The 15,975-nt window shown below is 57.9% G+C and carries 16 protein-coding genes; 7 read left to right on the top strand and 9 right to left on the bottom strand.

The window, feature by feature from the left end; all coding sequences use genetic code 11:
* Nucleotides 1-162: 162 nt before the first annotated feature.
* Both UN63_RS06710 and UN63_RS06705 read right to left on the bottom strand, forming a co-directional pair.
* The gene (locus UN63_RS06710) at nt 163-1,143 is read right to left on the bottom strand and encodes an AAA family ATPase (RefSeq protein ID WP_104486004.1); all 981 of its coding nucleotides are present in this window, start codon (nt 1,141-1,143) and stop codon (nt 163-165) included.
* A gap of 143 nt (nt 1,144-1,286) precedes the next feature.
* The gene (locus tag UN63_RS06705) at nt 1,287-3,083 is read right to left on the bottom strand and encodes a SulP family inorganic anion transporter (RefSeq protein ID WP_104486003.1); all 1,797 of its coding nucleotides are present in this window, start codon (nt 3,081-3,083) and stop codon (nt 1,287-1,289) included.
* Between the two features lie 261 nt (nt 3,084-3,344).
* On the opposite strand from UN63_RS06705, the gene UN63_RS06700 reads away from it, so the two are divergent.
* Nucleotides 3,345-4,679 (top strand): aldehyde dehydrogenase family protein, encoded by a 1,335-nt coding sequence (locus UN63_RS06700; protein ID WP_104486002.1) that lies wholly within the window; start codon nt 3,345-3,347, stop codon nt 4,677-4,679.
* A 199-nt stretch (nt 4,680-4,878) separates the two neighbouring features.
* Nucleotides 4,879-5,292, top strand: coding sequence for a DUF3461 family protein (locus UN63_RS06695; protein ID WP_104486001.1), 414 nt, complete (start codon nt 4,879-4,881; stop codon nt 5,290-5,292).
* 51 nt (nt 5,293-5,343) lie between these two features.
* Here UN63_RS06695 and UN63_RS06690 read toward each other — a convergent pair whose 3' ends face one another.
* On the bottom strand, nt 5,344-5,595 hold the full coding sequence (locus UN63_RS06690) for a hypothetical protein (protein WP_104486000.1): 252 nt from the start codon (nt 5,593-5,595) through the stop codon (nt 5,344-5,346).
* 225 nt (nt 5,596-5,820) lie between these two features.
* On the opposite strand from UN63_RS06690, the gene UN63_RS06685 reads away from it, so the two are divergent.
* The gene (locus UN63_RS06685) at nt 5,821-6,153 is read left to right on the top strand and encodes a DUF3461 family protein (protein ID WP_104485999.1); all 333 of its coding nucleotides are present in this window, start codon (nt 5,821-5,823) and stop codon (nt 6,151-6,153) included.
* A 64-nt stretch (nt 6,154-6,217) separates the two neighbouring features.
* On the opposite strand, the gene UN63_RS06680 is transcribed toward UN63_RS06685, so the two are convergent.
* From UN63_RS06680 to uraH, 3 genes are all read right to left on the bottom strand, one after another.
* The gene (locus UN63_RS06680; RefSeq protein WP_219821081.1) at nt 6,218-7,552 is read right to left on the bottom strand and encodes an amidohydrolase; all 1,335 of its coding nucleotides are present in this window, start codon (nt 7,550-7,552) and stop codon (nt 6,218-6,220) included.
* 316 nt (nt 7,553-7,868) lie between these two features.
* Entirely contained in the window at nt 7,869-9,212 is a 1,344-nt protein-coding gene (locus UN63_RS06675) for an NCS2 family permease (RefSeq protein ID WP_104485998.1), read from the bottom strand.
* 91 nt (nt 9,213-9,303) lie between these two features.
* Nucleotides 9,304-9,657, bottom strand: a complete 354-nt coding sequence (gene uraH, locus UN63_RS06670) for a hydroxyisourate hydrolase (protein WP_104485997.1) — start codon at nt 9,655-9,657, stop codon at nt 9,304-9,306.
* A gap of 387 nt (nt 9,658-10,044) precedes the next feature.
* On the opposite strand from uraH, the gene puuE reads away from it, so the two are divergent.
* Genes puuE through UN63_RS06655 form a run of 3 tightly spaced genes read left to right on the top strand, consistent with a single transcriptional unit; the run spans nt 10,045 to nt 12,043 of the window.
* On the top strand, nt 10,045-10,965 hold the full coding sequence (puuE, locus tag UN63_RS06665; protein ID WP_104485996.1) for an allantoinase PuuE: 921 nt from the start codon (nt 10,045-10,047) through the stop codon (nt 10,963-10,965).
* Entirely contained in the window at nt 10,965-11,480 is a 516-nt protein-coding gene (gene uraD, locus UN63_RS06660; protein ID WP_104485995.1) for a 2-oxo-4-hydroxy-4-carboxy-5-ureidoimidazoline decarboxylase, read from the top strand. The genes puuE and uraD overlap by 1 nt, the downstream gene beginning before the upstream one ends.
* Nucleotides 11,481-11,533: 53 nt before the next feature.
* Nucleotides 11,534-12,043, top strand: a complete 510-nt coding sequence (locus UN63_RS06655; protein ID WP_104485994.1) for an ureidoglycolate lyase — start codon at nt 11,534-11,536, stop codon at nt 12,041-12,043.
* A gap of 100 nt (nt 12,044-12,143) precedes the next feature.
* Here UN63_RS06655 and UN63_RS06650 read toward each other — a convergent pair whose 3' ends face one another.
* On the bottom strand, nt 12,144-13,202 hold the full coding sequence (locus UN63_RS06650; protein WP_104485993.1) for an AI-2E family transporter: 1,059 nt from the start codon (nt 13,200-13,202) through the stop codon (nt 12,144-12,146).
* Between the two features lie 94 nt (nt 13,203-13,296).
* Nucleotides 13,297-13,443 (bottom strand): hypothetical protein, encoded by a 147-nt coding sequence (locus UN63_RS17065; RefSeq protein ID WP_181068195.1) that lies wholly within the window; start codon nt 13,441-13,443, stop codon nt 13,297-13,299.
* On the opposite strand from UN63_RS17065, the gene UN63_RS06645 reads away from it, so the two are divergent.
* Nucleotides 13,442-15,355, top strand: coding sequence for an alkaline phosphatase D family protein (locus UN63_RS06645; RefSeq protein WP_104485992.1), 1,914 nt, complete (start codon nt 13,442-13,444; stop codon nt 15,353-15,355). The genes UN63_RS17065 and UN63_RS06645 overlap by 2 nt on opposite strands.
* Before the next feature lie 193 nt (nt 15,356-15,548).
* Here UN63_RS06645 and UN63_RS06640 read toward each other — a convergent pair whose 3' ends face one another.
* On the bottom strand, nt 15,549-15,965 hold the full coding sequence (locus UN63_RS06640; protein WP_104485991.1) for a VOC family protein: 417 nt from the start codon (nt 15,963-15,965) through the stop codon (nt 15,549-15,551).
* Nucleotides 15,966-15,975: the final 10 nt, after the last annotated feature.

Below are 15,975 nucleotides of genomic sequence, written 5' to 3'. Positions count from 1 at the left end.
GGGCTTCCTCACAAGACGAGAGAGGGAACCGACGGGGAAAAGGGATTAGCTTAGCCTCCATGAAGGATTGACGGCGAGCCGGGAAAGCCGGCCGTTTTTCCACCACAACGCAGAATGTGGGTATCTACCTTAATCACCGCCGGTTCAATCCGATAATATTGCTTACATCAGGGCCAGCTTGAGTGACCGGGATTCTTCCAGTTCCTGATCGAAACAGCGCTGGTAATACTCGGCTACCAGGGGGCGTTCGGCCTCGTCACACTTGTTGAGAAACGACAACCGGAAAGCCAACGCCGGATCGCCGAAAATCTCGGTGTTTTCGGCCCAGGCGATCAGGGTGCGCGGCGACATCAGGGTAGATAGATCGCCGGCGGCAAAGCCGGATCGGGTCAGCTCGGCCACTGCCACCATGGTGCTGATCAGCTGGTAGCCTCGCTCGTCCGCATAACGGGGCACCTTGCCCTGCACTATGCTGATTTCGTCTTCTCGTGGCAGGTAATCCAGGCTGGCCACTATGTTCCAGCGGTCCATCTGCGCCTGGTTTACTTGCTGGGTGCCGTGATACAGGCCACTGACGTTGCCCAGGCCCACGGTATTGGCGGTGGCGAACAGTCGGAAGTGGGAATGAGGGGTGATCACCTGATTCTGATCGAGCAAGGTGAACTTGCCGTCCTGTTCCAGTATCCGCTGGATCACGAACATCACGTCCGGACGACCGGCATCGAACTCGTCGAAAATCAGTGCCACCGGCCGGCGCAGGGCCCAGGGCACTATGCCTTCCTGAAACTCGGTGATCTGCTTACCGTCCTTCAGCACTATGGTGTCTTTGCCCACCAGATCCAGCCGGCTGATATGGCCATCCAGATTGACCCGTACGCAGGGCCAGTTCAGCCGGGCGGCCACCTGTTCGATATGGGTGGATTTACCGGTGCCATGCAGCCCCTGAATAAGCACCCGCCTGTTGCGGGTAAAGCCGGCCAGAATGGCCATGGTGACATCGGGATTGAAACAATAGGCCGGATCGATATCGGGCACGTGTTCGTCTTTATGCTCGAAGACCGGCACCTTGAAATCGGAATCGATATTGAATAGCTCGCGCACCGAAACAAGCCGGCTCGGATGGTCGTGAATAAGACTGGTCATGGTTCTGCCCTCGGTTGCTATAGCGACACGGGTAAACAAAGTGTTAACAGTGTATCTGTCGACACAGGCCCGGGCAGGGGCCAGTTGACTCGGGGGGATGTGGCCAGTGGACCACCGGCAGGGTTTAGCCCTGCCGGAAGCGTTCAGGCTTTCTGCTGCGTAATGATTTGAGCGTCGGCAGGGCGCTCGCCGGGCGGGGCCACATGACACTCCTGGAAGATCCTGGCGGTACAGGTCTTGCAGACCGCCGGGTCCAGTTGCGCGTAGATGCGGTGAATGGCCCGACCCTTGTTGATGAAGATATGATCCTCACCCAGCCGTTCGATCAGGTTGTTGCGTTTGAGAATACGCAGCACGCCTTCCTTGAGGTTGCTGAGATAGAGGTCACCCCCGGCGGCCCGTCGCCGCAGTGATTCCTGCAGCAGCATTTCGGCCCCGACGATATCCACGAAATTCATGCCGTTGCCCACGATCAGCAACCGAGGCTCGCGAATATTCTGCAGGTATTCCTGCACATGGTTCACGGCGCCGAAGAACAGGGAACCCTCGATGCGGATGATGCGCAGCTGTGGGCAATAGGGCAGACGGCGGTTCTCGGCACCGACAAAGAAGGGATGCCTGGCATCCGGGTCCGGCAAGATGGAGACGATGCGAGGGGTCGAGGTGCGTTTCAGATAAAACACCAGCGACAGTATCACCCCCGCATAAATGGCGAATTCCAGCGCCACCAGCAAGGTGGCGGCAAAGGTGACGATCAGCACAGTGGTTTCGGACTTGGCTGCGCGGACGATCAGTTTGATGTGACGAAAGTCGATCAGGTTCCAGGCCACCACCAGCAGCAGACCGGCCATGGCGGGAATGGGCAGCCAGGCGGTGAGGTCGGAAAACAGCTGCAGTATCACCAGCAGAAAACAGGAGGCAAAAATCGCCGCCATCGGGGTACGGGCCCCGGAGGTATAGTTGACGCCGGTGCGGGTAAATGATCCGGAAGAGGCATAGCAGGAGAAGAAGGCGCCGACCAGATTCGACAAGCCCTGGCCGATAAACTCCTGATTGTCATCCAGTCGCTGGTGAGAGCGACTGGCGATGGCCCGGGAGATGGAGGAGGCTTCTACCAGCCCGAGCAGACTGATGGCCAGGGCGCCCGAGGACAGGGCGCTCATACTGCCGAAGCTGAGATCGGGGATACTCAGTGGCGGTATGCTGGCGGGAATGGCGCCGACCATGGCGATGTGCTGTTGCCCGGGATCGAGAATGAAGGCCAGGCCACTGGCCAGGGTCAGGGCTATCAGCATATTGGGCCAGCGCGGCCGGAGTTTTTTGATGACCACGCAGCTGACCAGGGTCGTCAGGCCCACCGCCAGACTGTAGGGGTCGGCACTGGATAAATGGCTGAGGACCTGCCAACCATTATCGGTAAAGGTGCCTTCGGTCGGCAACGACAGCCCCAGCAGGTTTTGCAGCTGACTGACAACGATGACCACGGCGGCGCCAGCGGTAAAACCGATCACCACCGAGTGGGACACGAAGTTGACCAGGACTCCCAGCCGGGCAGCGGCCATCACCAGCTGAAAGACGCCCTTCATCAGGGTCAGGGTCAGCGCCAGGGCGATGAATTCGGCCGAACCCGGCTCTGCCAGTGGGCTGACCGAGGTGAACACCACGATCGACATGGCGGCGGTGGGGCCAGAAATAAGATGCCAGGAAGAGCCGAACAGGGCGGCGATAATGGCTGGTATGATGGCGGCATAGAGCCCGTATTCCGGCGGTAAGCCGGCGATCAGGGCATAAGCCACGCCCTGGGGCAGCACGATAACAGCGTTGGTCAGCCCGGCCTGGGCGTCGGCCCGCAGACTGACGGCATTGACCATAGGTGCCCACTGCAGGAACGGCAGCAGCCGGGCCCAGATACCCGGCTTCCCCAGGGCTTGGTTTGCCATGTTAGATCTCCCTTCTGTTGTGGCGTGGCCGCTTCCGTCAGCCGACTGGCTGCGGATCATGCAGCGGACCAGATTATTTGGATCTATCGATCGAGGATAACTGGCCATTGTAGCGCCGTTTGCACCCGGATAACGTCACGGCAAGTTTGATCTTTACCATGAGCTCGCGGTGGTGGCGCCAGTGGCGTCTTCCTAGTATATCACCGCTGGCATCATCCCTCGCCGAAGCCGGGGTTCAGGCGGCAGGAGGCCGAAACCAGCATGACGACATTTATTTCCTATCATCCCGCTTCGGGAACTGAGCTGGAGCGCGTCGGTTCGCTGCCGGCCGCCGCTCTAGAGCGGCGGGTGCAACAGAACGCTATGGCCGCGCAGGAATGGCGACACAGTGCCTTCGCCGAGCGCAGCGCCTTGCTGAACCGGCTGGCGTCCTTGCTGTCGGCCAACCGGGAACGACTGGCGCTGACCATGACGCAGGAGATGGGCAAATTGTTGAGCGAAGGGCTGGCCGAGGTAGACCGCTGTGCCCGGGAATGTGCCTATTTTGCCGCTCATGGCCAGGCCATGCTGCCGCTGGCGCGTAGCATGACCACTTTCGAACCCATGGGCACTGTGCTGTTGCTGACATCCTGGCGTTTTCCCCTGTGGCAGGTCTTCCGGGTGCTGGCACCGACGCTGATGGCTGGCAATGCCCTGCTGCTGAAACTGGCCGAGAATCTGCCGCGTTGTGCCCGGGAAATCGAGGCGCTGCTGGCGGAAGCGGAGGCGCCCTATGGTTTGGTGTTCAGCCTGTTGATCGGCAAGCCGCAGGTAGCGACCCTGATTGCCGACGCCCGGGTGAAGGCGCTGGCGTTCAGCGGTAACCGGGAAGATGCCAGTCGGGTGGCGGCACTGGCCGGGCAGCAGCTGAAGCCGATAGTGCTGGAACTGGATGAAACCGAGTTGCATGTCATTCTGGACGACGCCGATCTGGAGCAGGTGGTAGAGGCGGCGCTGCGTTCGCGCTTTCGCAATGCGGGCCAGCTGGGGCATGCGGCGCGGGGCTTCATGGTGACGCAGGGCATTGCCGATGACTTTGTGGACCGGCTGTCGGTCCGGCTGAGTGAGCTGCAATCCGGCGACCCAGAACAGCTGGCGTCCAGCCTGGGTCCGCTGGCCACCCGTTTGCAGCGGGATGAATTACACCAGCAGGTCAAGGCCGCATTGGCAGGCGGCTCCCGGGCTGTGCTCGGCTGTGAGCTGCCGGCAGGAGAGGGTTGGTATTATCCGGCTTCCCTGCTGGATGGCGTACAGCCTGATATGGAAGTATTTCGCCAGCAGCTGAGCGGCCCTCTGGCCTGCGTGATACGGGTGCCGCATCTGGATGCCATTACCGGTATGTGCCGGGAGCTGGGACCCGACGGTACCGTCAGTATCTGGACCCGGGATCTTACGCAGGGCGAGCAGTTGGCACGACGGCTGCCGTTCGGCCGCAGTCTGGTGAATATGGATCCTTATCAAGGCAAGGGTTATCCGTCGGGACTGAATCCGGCCCCGGAAGGGCGCTTCAATATCAAGGCCTTCTGTCACCTCAAGACGCTGTACATATCGGTCTGACGGCCTGGTTCCAGCCGTTTTGGCATCTGGCTCTGTCATTTTGCGACAGAGCCAGATTATACTTGCACTAATATTGCTTCGCGCGTTCGCCAGGAATGGCTCTGTCTTTATCGATTATCACGGCTCGGATGCCTTCGATACCCTGCCACTTTTCCGGTGGCAGCATCTTTAACCTGCATCACTTTTTGGGCCATATCAGATGACATCACAATACCCGACCCTGGAACAGATGGGGATCACCTCATTCGACAACATCAGCCGTTACAGCCTGCGCCGCGAGGTTCGAGCCGACGTGCTCAAGGTCTATTATCACAGACCGAGTGGCTCTTTTCTGTCTCGCAGCAAGAAATTTACCTACGCCCGACCCAAGTCCAATGTGGCGGTCGAGTTTCAGAAAACCGCAGAGTGGCATCAGCTGGAAGACACCAGCCCGGTATTGCGCCAGGCACTGGTGGAACTGCATGCCTTGCTGCAACCTGCCGAAGTCGCTGCTGGCGACAAGGCATCGCTGCAGGACACCAAACAGCAGTTGCTGGCCGATCTGGAGCATATGGAACGGGTGATGAAAGACAAGCTGGACGAGCTTCGCCGGCAGATAGACGCGCTGAAATAACGCAGAAAGGGCGGCCAGGAGCCGCCCTTTTTCATTCGGAAAAACACCGGCTTAGGATGCCATTGCCTGTTGCTGTTTAAGCATCGATTCTGCCATTTTCTTGCCAAACAATTCCATCACCGCCTCTTCATCGCCATCAGCATCACGCAAGGCACCTACCATGGCTTCCAGAGTCGGCATCGTCTTTTCGATCAGCTGCTGAACATACACTTCCGGCGAGACGTGGGTAAAAGCCTCGTACTCGGCAAACAGACGGGCGGTATCGCTGCTCAATGTAATATTCAGCTCTGTCTTCTCTGACATGGTCACTCCTGTTGCTATTCGGCTGGGTATGAACGGCAATCTAGAATGCCTGCATGGGCAAAGTTAGAGCCAAAGGGGGTATTTGACTGGAACCAAGGTTGCTGGACTCATTGGCGATCTCGCTCTGGCTCTGGTCGGTAGACCCGAGAATCGTTAGCGTGATACTTTGTTAAATAATTGTAATCACAACGCTGCGGCGGGTTTCATCTGTAACGGGGTAGCTATATGTCCGAATTTCCAACCTTGACCGCCATGGGTATCAAGGATGTCCGTGATATCGCGCGTTTTACGGTACGTCATGCATCGAGCGAAGATGAACTGAAAGTCTATTTTCATCCGGCGCAGGAAGGTTGCCAGCCGGCCAGCCTCAAGTTCGCTTTTTCACTTCAGGGCGAGAAGACCGTGTTGGGGCAAGCCCTGAGCGAGCTGAATCGGTTGCTGGGTGAAACGCCGCCGGCAACCGATGCCAAGACGGCGATCGTCGAAAACCTGGCTAGTCTGGAGCAGGTGATGCACGCCAAGATGGAGGAAATCCGTCGGCGGCTGGCAAGTTTGTAATATTCGGTTCAGGCCGCCTCCGTCTGACAGCAGACGGCCAGCAAACGGCCTGAATATTCAGCAGTTACTTGCTTGAAATTGCCTGATGTTGCTTGCCGTAGTCCAGAACCAGAGCGGTCATGGTACTGACGCCGATGGGCAGGGCCCGTTCATCCGGGTTGAACTCGGGTGAGTGGTTGAAGTGAACCTTCGCGGGGTCTTCCGGGTTGATCCCGAGAAAGACATACATGCTGGGCACTTCTTCGGCGAAGAAGGCAAAGTCTTCTGCCGCCATGCTCCGGTCGGCTTCGACGAACTTGTCACCGGCGATACGTTGCAGAGTCGGGATCATGGTTTTGGTCAGATCGGGATCGTTAATGGTGGCCGGAATACCGCCAGCAAAGCTGACCTTGGCGCTGGCACCGGCACTTTCGGCAATATTCACCGCGGTTTGTTCGATGCGCTGGTGGATCTCGGCACGGGTGTCATTATCGAAGGTACGGATGGTCCCTTCCATCACCACATTGTCGGGAATGATGTTGCTGCGCACACCGCCCTTGATGGAGCCAATGGAAATGACGGAGGGTGTCCTGGTGACATCGAGCTGACGGGAAGGAATGGTCTGTAATCCCATTACCACCTGACTGGCCGTTACTATGGGGTCTATCCCGCTCCAGGGGCTGCCGCCATGGGTCTGCTTGCCGGTGATCTCGATACGCAGGGTGTCGGCGGAGGCCAGTTGTCCCTTGGTACGCACGGCCACCTGACCGAGAGGAGCCGGCATCACATGCAGGCTGAACATGGCGTCGGGCTTCAGGTCGTCGAACACCCCTTCTTTCAGCATCAGCTCGGCACCGCCTTCCTCGCCAGCAGGGGGGCCTTCTTCTGCCGGCTGAAACACAAACATCACGGTACCGGCCAGTTCCTCTTTTGTCTCGGCCAGCACCTGCGCGGTGCCCATCAGTATGGCCACATGCATATCGTGACCGCAGGCATGGGCCACGCCTACTTCCTCGTCGTTATACTGGGTGCGGATCCTGGATGCGAACGACAGTCCGGTGGCCTCGGTTACCGGCAGCGCATCCATATCGGCACGCAGGGCCACTACAGGACCAGGCCTGGCTCCTTTCAGGATGCCGACCACACCGGTATGAGCGATGCCGGTTTTGACTTCCATACCCAGAGATTTCAGGTGCTTGGCCACCAGAGCGGCGGTGCGCGTCTCCCGGTTGCCCAGCTCCGGATGCTGATGAATATCCCGCCGCCAGGACACCACATCGGGCGTCACTTTTTCGACCAGGCTTCTTACTTCGGTGGACAGGCCATCCGGCGTCTCGGCCAGAGTGAGCATGGGCATGGCCAGCAGGGCGGCCATGGTCACGGCCAGTCGGGTACGTTTTGCGTGTTGTATTCCTTTCATATCAACTTCCTTTGTATGTCACGGCATTGCTGCATATAACAATATGATGCGTGAGTGAGCATTTGAACTGATTTTTACCGTATTACAGGTTAGCGATAGATAATTATATCGCCAGCATGAACATCGGTAGGGTGTTAGATGACCAGTTTGTTAACGAAGATATAAAAACGATTATTGGCCGGTACGGTGCGAACGGTTGATTTTTCGTCTGACAGCTTGCTGAAAAGAGGGTAGGCGGTAAACAGGGAGGAATAAAGGAGATGACAGGGAAAGAAAAGGGCGGCAGTTGCCGCCCTTGGTACTTATGTACAGATACTTACATGTAAATGAACTTGGCGATGAAGACGACGCTCAGTACATAGACGCCGACCGAGACTTTGCTGGCCTGACCGGTGGCCAGCTTGAGAACGGCGTAGCTGACAAAGCCCATGGCGATGCCGTTGGCGATGGAGAAGGTCAGCGGCATCATCAGGGCGGTAATGGCGGCGGGGGCCATCTCGGTGTAGTCGTCCCACTCTATCTTGGCCAGGCTGCTCATCATGGCGAAGGCCACGTAGAGCAGGGCGCCGGCGGTGGCATAGGGGGGGATCATGCCGGCCAGCGGCGCCAGGAACATGGACAGCAGAAACAGCACGGCAATGGTGATGGCGGTCAGGCCGGTACGACCACCCGCTGCAACGCCGGCGGCGCTTTCCACATAACTGGTCACCGGCGGGCAGCCGACGAAGGTACCTATGACCGACGAGGCACTGTCGGCCTTCAGGGATTTTTTCAGCCCTTCAATCGATCCATCTGGGTTACGCAGGTTGGCCCGTTCGGCCACGCCCATCAGAGTGCCGGCGGTATCGAACATGTTCACGAACAGGAACGACAGGATCACGGTGATCATGCCCACATTCAGCGCGCCCATGATATCCAGCTTCATGAAGGTGGGCGCTATGCTGGGCGGCATGGCGAAGACGCCGTTATATTCCACTATGCCCATCAAGAGACCGGCCAGGGTCACGCCGATCACACCTATCAATACGGCGCCGAAGATCTTGCGATAGGCCAGAATGGCGATGACCAGGAAGCAGACGGCGGCCAGCCAGGCGTTGGGCTGGGTAAAGTCACCCAGGGTGACCATGGTGGCCTGGCTTGGAACGACTATGCCGGCGGTCTTGAGGCCGACCAGACCCAGAAAGAGGCCGACACCGGCGGTCATGGCGAAGCGCAACGACTCAGGAATGGCGTCGAGCACCCATTCACGGATTTTCCAGAAACTCATGGCGGTAAAAATCACGCCGGACCAGAACACGGCGCCGAGCGCTATTTCCCAGCTGTAACCCATTTCTCCGACCACGGTGAAGGCGAAGAAGGCATTCAGGCCCATACCCGGCGCCAGGCCGACCGGCCAGTTGGCGTACAGACCCATGAAAAGAGTGGCGATGGCGGCACCGATGCAGGTCGCAACGAAGACGGCACCGGCATCCATGCCCGAGGCGGCCATGATGTTGGGGTTAACAAAAATGATGTAGGCCATGGTGATAAAAGTAGTGAGGCCGGCAACCAGTTCGGTTTTGACCGAGGTGCCGTGGGCACTTAACTTAAACCATTTGTCCAGCACGCCCCCGGAAGCAGGGGTGGAGTGCGGGGTTGACTCATGTTTGGCATTTTCCATGACCGGAAATCCTCGAATAGATTGGGTGGCAGACTGCCAATGCCGGGCGGTGTTTTATCTGCCGGCATTGGCAGGGGCTGTCCTCTACCCGTTAGCTGCCTCGGTAAGTAGAGTAGCTGTAGGGTGAGATCAGCAGGGGTACGTGATAGTGCTCTTGACCAGCGGCAATTCCGAAACGGATAACCACGTCATCCAGGAAGGCCGGTTCGAGCAGTTCAACGCCTGATTTTTTCATGTAGGTACCGGTGTGGAATACCAGCTGGTATTTACCGGGTACATAGTCTTCGCCTTCCAGCACCGGAGAATCGGTACGGCCATCGCTGTTGGTGTACACAGTATTGATCAGGGTAGTGTGTTCACCTTCAACCCGGTACAGCTCGATTTTGATATCAGAACCGGGTAGGCCCTTGGAGGCGTCGAGGATATGTGTGGTTAATCTTCCCATGTTTCGTTACCTTGCGCGTATTACGCGTCTCCGTTAATTCAAGGTACTGCCTTCGCATTTCCCCTTGCCTGCTGGCGTAGGAGAGTACGGCGACAGAAATAATTTTACATCAAGATAATATTATAGGTCTACATTTAGTTAACATCGCCGTTCAATATGTTTACAATTGCTGACACTACTGCATTCTTTATTATCCTGATAAGACAGGATTGTCTTTGCTTTGGTGGTTCAAAGCAAGATTTCCTGCTAGGGCGGATACAAAAATCAAACCTGTTATTTACATATATTGGTTCTATTGTATACAATAAAATCATTACCATGACTGGCCAGCCCTCTGCAAGCTTGTTTCGGCTGGTGTCTTAACCTGCGTTTCAAGGAGTTTTTCCGATGAGCCAAAACAATGACTATCCCCGCGATTTAGTCGGGTATGGTGCCAACCCGCCTCACCCCAAGTGGCCGAACAAGGCCCGTATCGCTATCAACTTTGTACTGAACTACGAAGAAGGCGGTGAGCGCAACGTACTGCATGGCGATGGCGAGTCTGAAGCCTTCCTGTCCGAAATGCCGACTGCAGTCGCGTTTCCTGATGCTCGCCACATGAGCATGGAATCCATCTATGAGTATGGCAGCCGTGCCGGCGTATGGCGTCTGCTACGCCTGTTCAAGCGTTACGATATTCCCATGACCATCTTCGCCGTGGCCACCGCCATCGAGCGTTATCCCGAGATCGCCAAGGCGTTCATGGATGAAGGTCATGAAATGTGCTCTCACGCCTACAAGTGGATCAGCTACCAGTTCATGAGCGAAGAAGAAGAGCGCGAGCACCTGTACAAGGCGCTGGAAATCTTCGAACGTGTTTGTGGCGAACGTCCGCTGGGCTGGTATACCGGCCGCGACAGCCCCAACACCCGTAAACTGGTGATGGAAGAGGGCGGTTTCCTGTATGACTCCGACTCCTACGCCGACGATCTGCCCTACTGGGTCGACAACAATGGCAAGGGCCACCTGGTGATCCCGTACGTGATGGACACCAACGATATGCGCTTTGGCCTGAATGGCTATAACAACGGTGAAGAGTTCTACCAGTATCTGAAAGACGCCTTCGACGTATTGTACGAAGAAGGTGCCGAAGCGCCGAAAATGCTTTCTATTGGCATGCACTGTCGCATATTGGGTCGTCCCGGCCGTATGGCGGGTCTGGAGCGTTTCATCAAGTACGCTCGCAGCCACGACCAGGTGTGGTTTACCCGCCGTATCGACATTGCCAAGCACTGGCACGAACATCACCCCTATAAAGGAAACAAGTAATGAGCCGCTTTACTACCTGTACTCCTAGTACCATGAGCCGCGACGAGTTCGTGGCCGCGTTTGCCGACATCTACGAGCACTCTCCCTGGGTGGCCGAGCAGACCTTCGATCAGGGCCTGACCAGCGACGATGACAACATCGAGCAGCTGCACGGCCGCATGGCGGCGGTGATGAGCAATGCCGACAAGAAAGCGCAGCTCGACCTGATCAACGCTCACCCGGACTTGGCCGGCAAGGCCGCCCAGCGTGGCGAGCTGACCGAAGCCTCGACCAACGAGCAGGCCGGCGCCGGCATCAGCGAGTGCAACGCCGAAGAGTTTGCCCGTTTTACCGAGCTGAACAACGCCTATAAAGAAAAATTCCAGTTTCCGTTCATCATGGCGGTGAAGGGTTCTAACCGGCACCAGATCCTGGCGGCATTCGAAGAGCGTATTCACAACGACTACGACACCGAATTCGCTCGTGCTGTCAAAGAAATCAACAAGATAGCCGAGTTTCGTTTAAGCGCTATGTAATAAAGGACACGGGGTGCCAGTCACCCCGTTTTTATGTTTTCTCGGAGGCAGAAATGATCAAGACCCTTAAGATAGAGCCGCTGACCAAAGAAGCGTTCGCCCCCTTTGGCGACGTGATCGAGTCTGAAGGCCGTGACTACTTCATGATCAACAACGGTTCTACCCGTCGTTATCACAAGTTGGGCGACGTACAGCTGGACGAGCAGGGCCAGGGTATTATCAATATTTTTCGGGCCGATACCCTGGAGTATCCGCTGCCGATCAAGATGCTGGAGCGTCATCCGTTCGGCTCCCAGTCTTTCATCCCGCTGTTCGGTCACGAGTTTCTGCTGGTGGTTGCCCCTGTTGGTGACGGCAGCATGAACATAGATCCTTCTACCGTGCGAGCCTTCCGCGCGTCTGCTCGTCAGGGCGTCAACTATCACCGTGGCGTCTGGCACCACCCGATCATGGCACTGCGCGATGGTGATGAGTTTCTGGTGGTCGACCGCTCCGGTCCCGGCAACAACTGTGACGAATTCTACTTCGATGAGTCTATTCAGCTCACCGTAGAACTCGACTAAGCCGTGTATTCTTTCCTCTTGCCGTCTGGCAAGAGGAAGCCCCATTTTTGTTCACGCTTCACGCTTCACGCTTCACGCTTCACGCTTCACGCTTCACACCTCACGACTTGTACGGATCTTCTCCGTTGAACTCGCGCGTGAAAATATCCCAGACTACCAGAAACAGCGCCGCCACCAGCGGGCCTATCACAAAGCCGTTGATGCCCATCAGGCTCAGGCCGCCCAGGGTGGAGAACAGCACCAGATAATCGGGTAACTTGGTGTCGCGGCCCACCAGCAGCGGTCGCAAGACGTTGTCGGCCAGGCCGATTACCAAGGCGCCGAAGCCGACCAGCACCGAGCCGGCTATCCAGTCGCCGGTGGCATAGAGGTACAGGGCTACCGGCAGCCATACCAGACCGGCACCCACCGCCGGGATCAGCGACAGAAAGGCCATCACTACGCCCCACAACAGCGGGCCGGGAATCCCCAGCGCCCAGAAGATAAAGCCTCCTAGGGCCCCCTGTACCATGGCCACCAGAATGTTGCCCTTGACCGTGGCCCGGGTCACTTCCGAGAACTTGCTGAACAGCTTGCGCTCACGCTCATCACCCAGCGGCAGCGCCTTGACCAGCACCTCGATAAGCTGATGGCCGTCGCGCAGCAAAAAGAAGGTCAGGTAGAGCATCAGCGCCACGTTCATCACGAAGGCGAAGGTGCTCTGGCCGGCGCCGAGGGCTTTTTCTGCCAGCAGCTTGCTGGTGGCCACGGCCCCTTCGGACAGCTTCTGGCGAACGCTGTCGATATCTATGCCCAGCCGTTCAAACAGCTCGGGCACCAGCGGAAAGGCGTGACGCATCTGCTCCAGCCAGTCGGCCGGCTTGATTTCGCCCTTGTCGATACGTTGATAGAGCGCCAGCCCCTCCTGAATGAAGGAAGTGGCGATCAACAGCACCGGCAGCACCACTATGACCATGCAGATAAGCAGGGTGAGCAGGGCGGCGCGATTGGGCTTGGGGCCGATCAGGCGCAGAATGCGATCCTGCAGGGGATTGAAGATGACGCCGATGGCGCAGGCCCAGAAAATGGCGCCCCAGAAGGGTTTGAGCACCAGCCCGAACAGCAGGCTGACCAGCAGCAGCATAAACAGAAAAGAACGTTGTTCGAGTTTTTCGCGCATGGTGAAAGAGATTCCTGATAAGACACAGTGCCCATGGTAAAGAAGGGGGGGAAGCTAAGCCACCGATTTACCACTTCTTAATCTGGTCCACGAGCTACCTGATGATGCCGATTGCGACGTTATTCATAGTGTGCAGCACTGGATCTAACGGCAGGGTCAGACGCAGCTTGAGCGCCTTGTCTTTAAAGGGAGAACCGGCACCGTTATGATGCCCCATGACCTTCTTCAGCAGACACGACATGAGTTCCACTATTATCGCCGGCCCCATATTACGCCGTGCCAGTTGCGAACGGCTGGTGTTCTGGCTGGCCAGCCGGAGGCCGGTGCAATTCCGCCTGTTGCTGCCCGATGGCGCGCCACAGGAACTCACCGGCGAGCGACAACAACAATTGCAGGTGGGAGATCGTTGTTTCATTCAGCTGCTGGACGTCGAGCTGGAAACCCCGTTGCCGGCCGATACCCTGGTGGCCTACGACCTGCAATGGCGTACATCGGAGCAGGATGAATGGCACGGCATGGCCGACTGGGCCTCGGAACTGTGCTATCCGGGTGAGCGGCTGCCGCAATTGGTGATCCGCAGCCGGCTGGAAGAGGTATTACACGGCTCCTGCCGCAAACCCCATCACGTGGCGCCCGATGGTCTGGTGGCCGCCGATACCTGGCTGCGGCAATGTCATGCCCAGCCCCTGAGTCGCCCGGCGGTGCTGATGCTGAGCGGCGATCAGATTTATGCAGACGATGTGGCCGGGCCCATGCTCACCGCCATCCATCAGCTGATTGCAGAGCTGGGACTGTATCCGGAAACCCTGGAAGGTGCCCTGGTCGCCGACAGCGCTGAGCTCTTTACCAGCCCGCTCAATTACTACCGCCGCAGCGAGCTGTTGCCCAGCATCAAGGGCAATCAGACGTTGCAGCAGCGTTTCTTCGAAGGAGCGCGCAAGCCCATCTTCACCACCAGTAGCGCCGATAACCATCTGATTACCCTGGCCGAGGTGCTGGCCATGTATCTGCTGGTCTGGTCACCGGAGCCCTGGCGTGGCTTGTCGGATGCGCAGCCGGAGCTGAGCCCGGAACGACAGCAACAATATCAGACCGAACGGCAACGGCTGGCCGCCTTCGTCGAAGGGTTACCGGCGGTGCGACGTCTGCTGGCTCACCTGCCAACCCTGATGATCTTCGACGATCACGATGTGACCGACGACTGGAACCTGACTGCAGCCTGGGAAGAAAGTGCCTACGGGCATCCCTTCTCTCGCAGGGTCATCGGCAATGCACTGGTGGGTTATCTGATCTGTCAGGGCTGGGGCAACGATCCCGACGCCTTCAGGGGTGATTCGATGGCCTTGCTCGATGCCTGGAGCGAACGGCCGACGTCAGAATCCCAGGATCGGTTGATCGACCATCTGTTGAAATTTGATCGCTGGCACTACCATCTGCCGACCAGCCCCAAACTGCTGGTGCTGGATACCCGCACCCGCCGCTGGCGTGCCGAGTCCAACCTGAGTCATCCCTCGGGGCTGATGGACTGGGAAGCTCTGACCGAACTACAGGGCGAGCTGCTGAATCACGAGGCGGTGGTGATCGTGTCGCCGACGCCGGTATTCGGGGTCAAGCTTATCGAGGTGATCCAGAAGATCTTCACCTGGTTTGGCAAGCCGCTGCTGGTGGATGCGGAAAACTGGATGGCTCATAAGGGCACCGCCAACGTGATCCTCAATATCTTCCGGCATGCCCGCACCCCGGCCAATTACGTGATCCTGTCGGGCGATGTGCATTATTCCTTCATGTATGACATCAAGCTGCGGCATCGGGGCGGGGAGCCCCATATCTGGCAGATCACCAGCAGCGGCATCAAGAACGAGTTTCCGTCCCGGCTGCTGGACGTGCTGGACCGGCTCAACCGCTGGCTCTATTCCCCTCGCTCGCCATTGAACTGGTTTACCCGACGGCGGCGGCTGGAAATTACTCCGCATCCGCCGGTATCGGCGTCAAAAGGCGAACGATTATTGAACCGTTCCGGCGTCGGCTATGTGCGCTTCAACGACGCCGGCGAGCCGGTATGCGTGCAGCAGATCACGGCCGAAGGCGCGGTGGATTTTGTCGCCGACAAGGCGGCAGAGCCTGAAGCGTCATTGAGTCGGGAAGAACGCTGAACGTTCGGTTCTATAGGGGGCTCGATAACAATTTAAACGCTTAGGTCTCATCGGGCAAAGGGCCCGCTCCGCCGACTCGCCGTGAATCCCTCCCTGGAGGCTCAGCCGTGCCATCCGTGGCACGGATGGTCGGCTGAGCAGATCCCTTTGTCCTCCTGAAGCACCGATATCGCCTGATTTTTCCGCTAGCAGTCTATTCTGTCAGCCCCAACGGCTGGCCGTGGCTGAATTCCACGTAGTTGCCGTTGGGATCCTTCACCCCGCAGTAATAGCCTACCGGCCAGGGCTCGTCTCTGGGCGGCCAGATCAGGCAACCGGCGGCCTCTGCTTGTGCGGCAATCTCATCCACCGCCGCCCGGCTGGGCAGGGCGAAGCCGAAATGGCGGTAATCGTGGTCGGACAGCTGCAGATCCTCACCGCCGTTCATCAGCACGAAGATAAACTCCCGCTCGCGACCGGGCTCGGCCAGCCAGACGATGGTCTGTGACGGTTTGTCTCGCCGGTGGGTTTCGATCATGCCGCAGAAGTCTCGGTAGAAACGGATGCAGGCCTCTATGTTCCGCACATGCAGGGCGATATGGGTGAGGCGGGGATAATGTCGCTCAGGCATGATGGTGGTC

It is taken from the genome of Oceanisphaera arctica (assembly GCF_002936955.1).
Lineage (GTDB): Bacteria > Pseudomonadota > Gammaproteobacteria > Enterobacterales > Aeromonadaceae > Oceanimonas > Oceanimonas arctica.
This window is presented reverse-complemented; position numbering and strand designations above follow the sequence as displayed.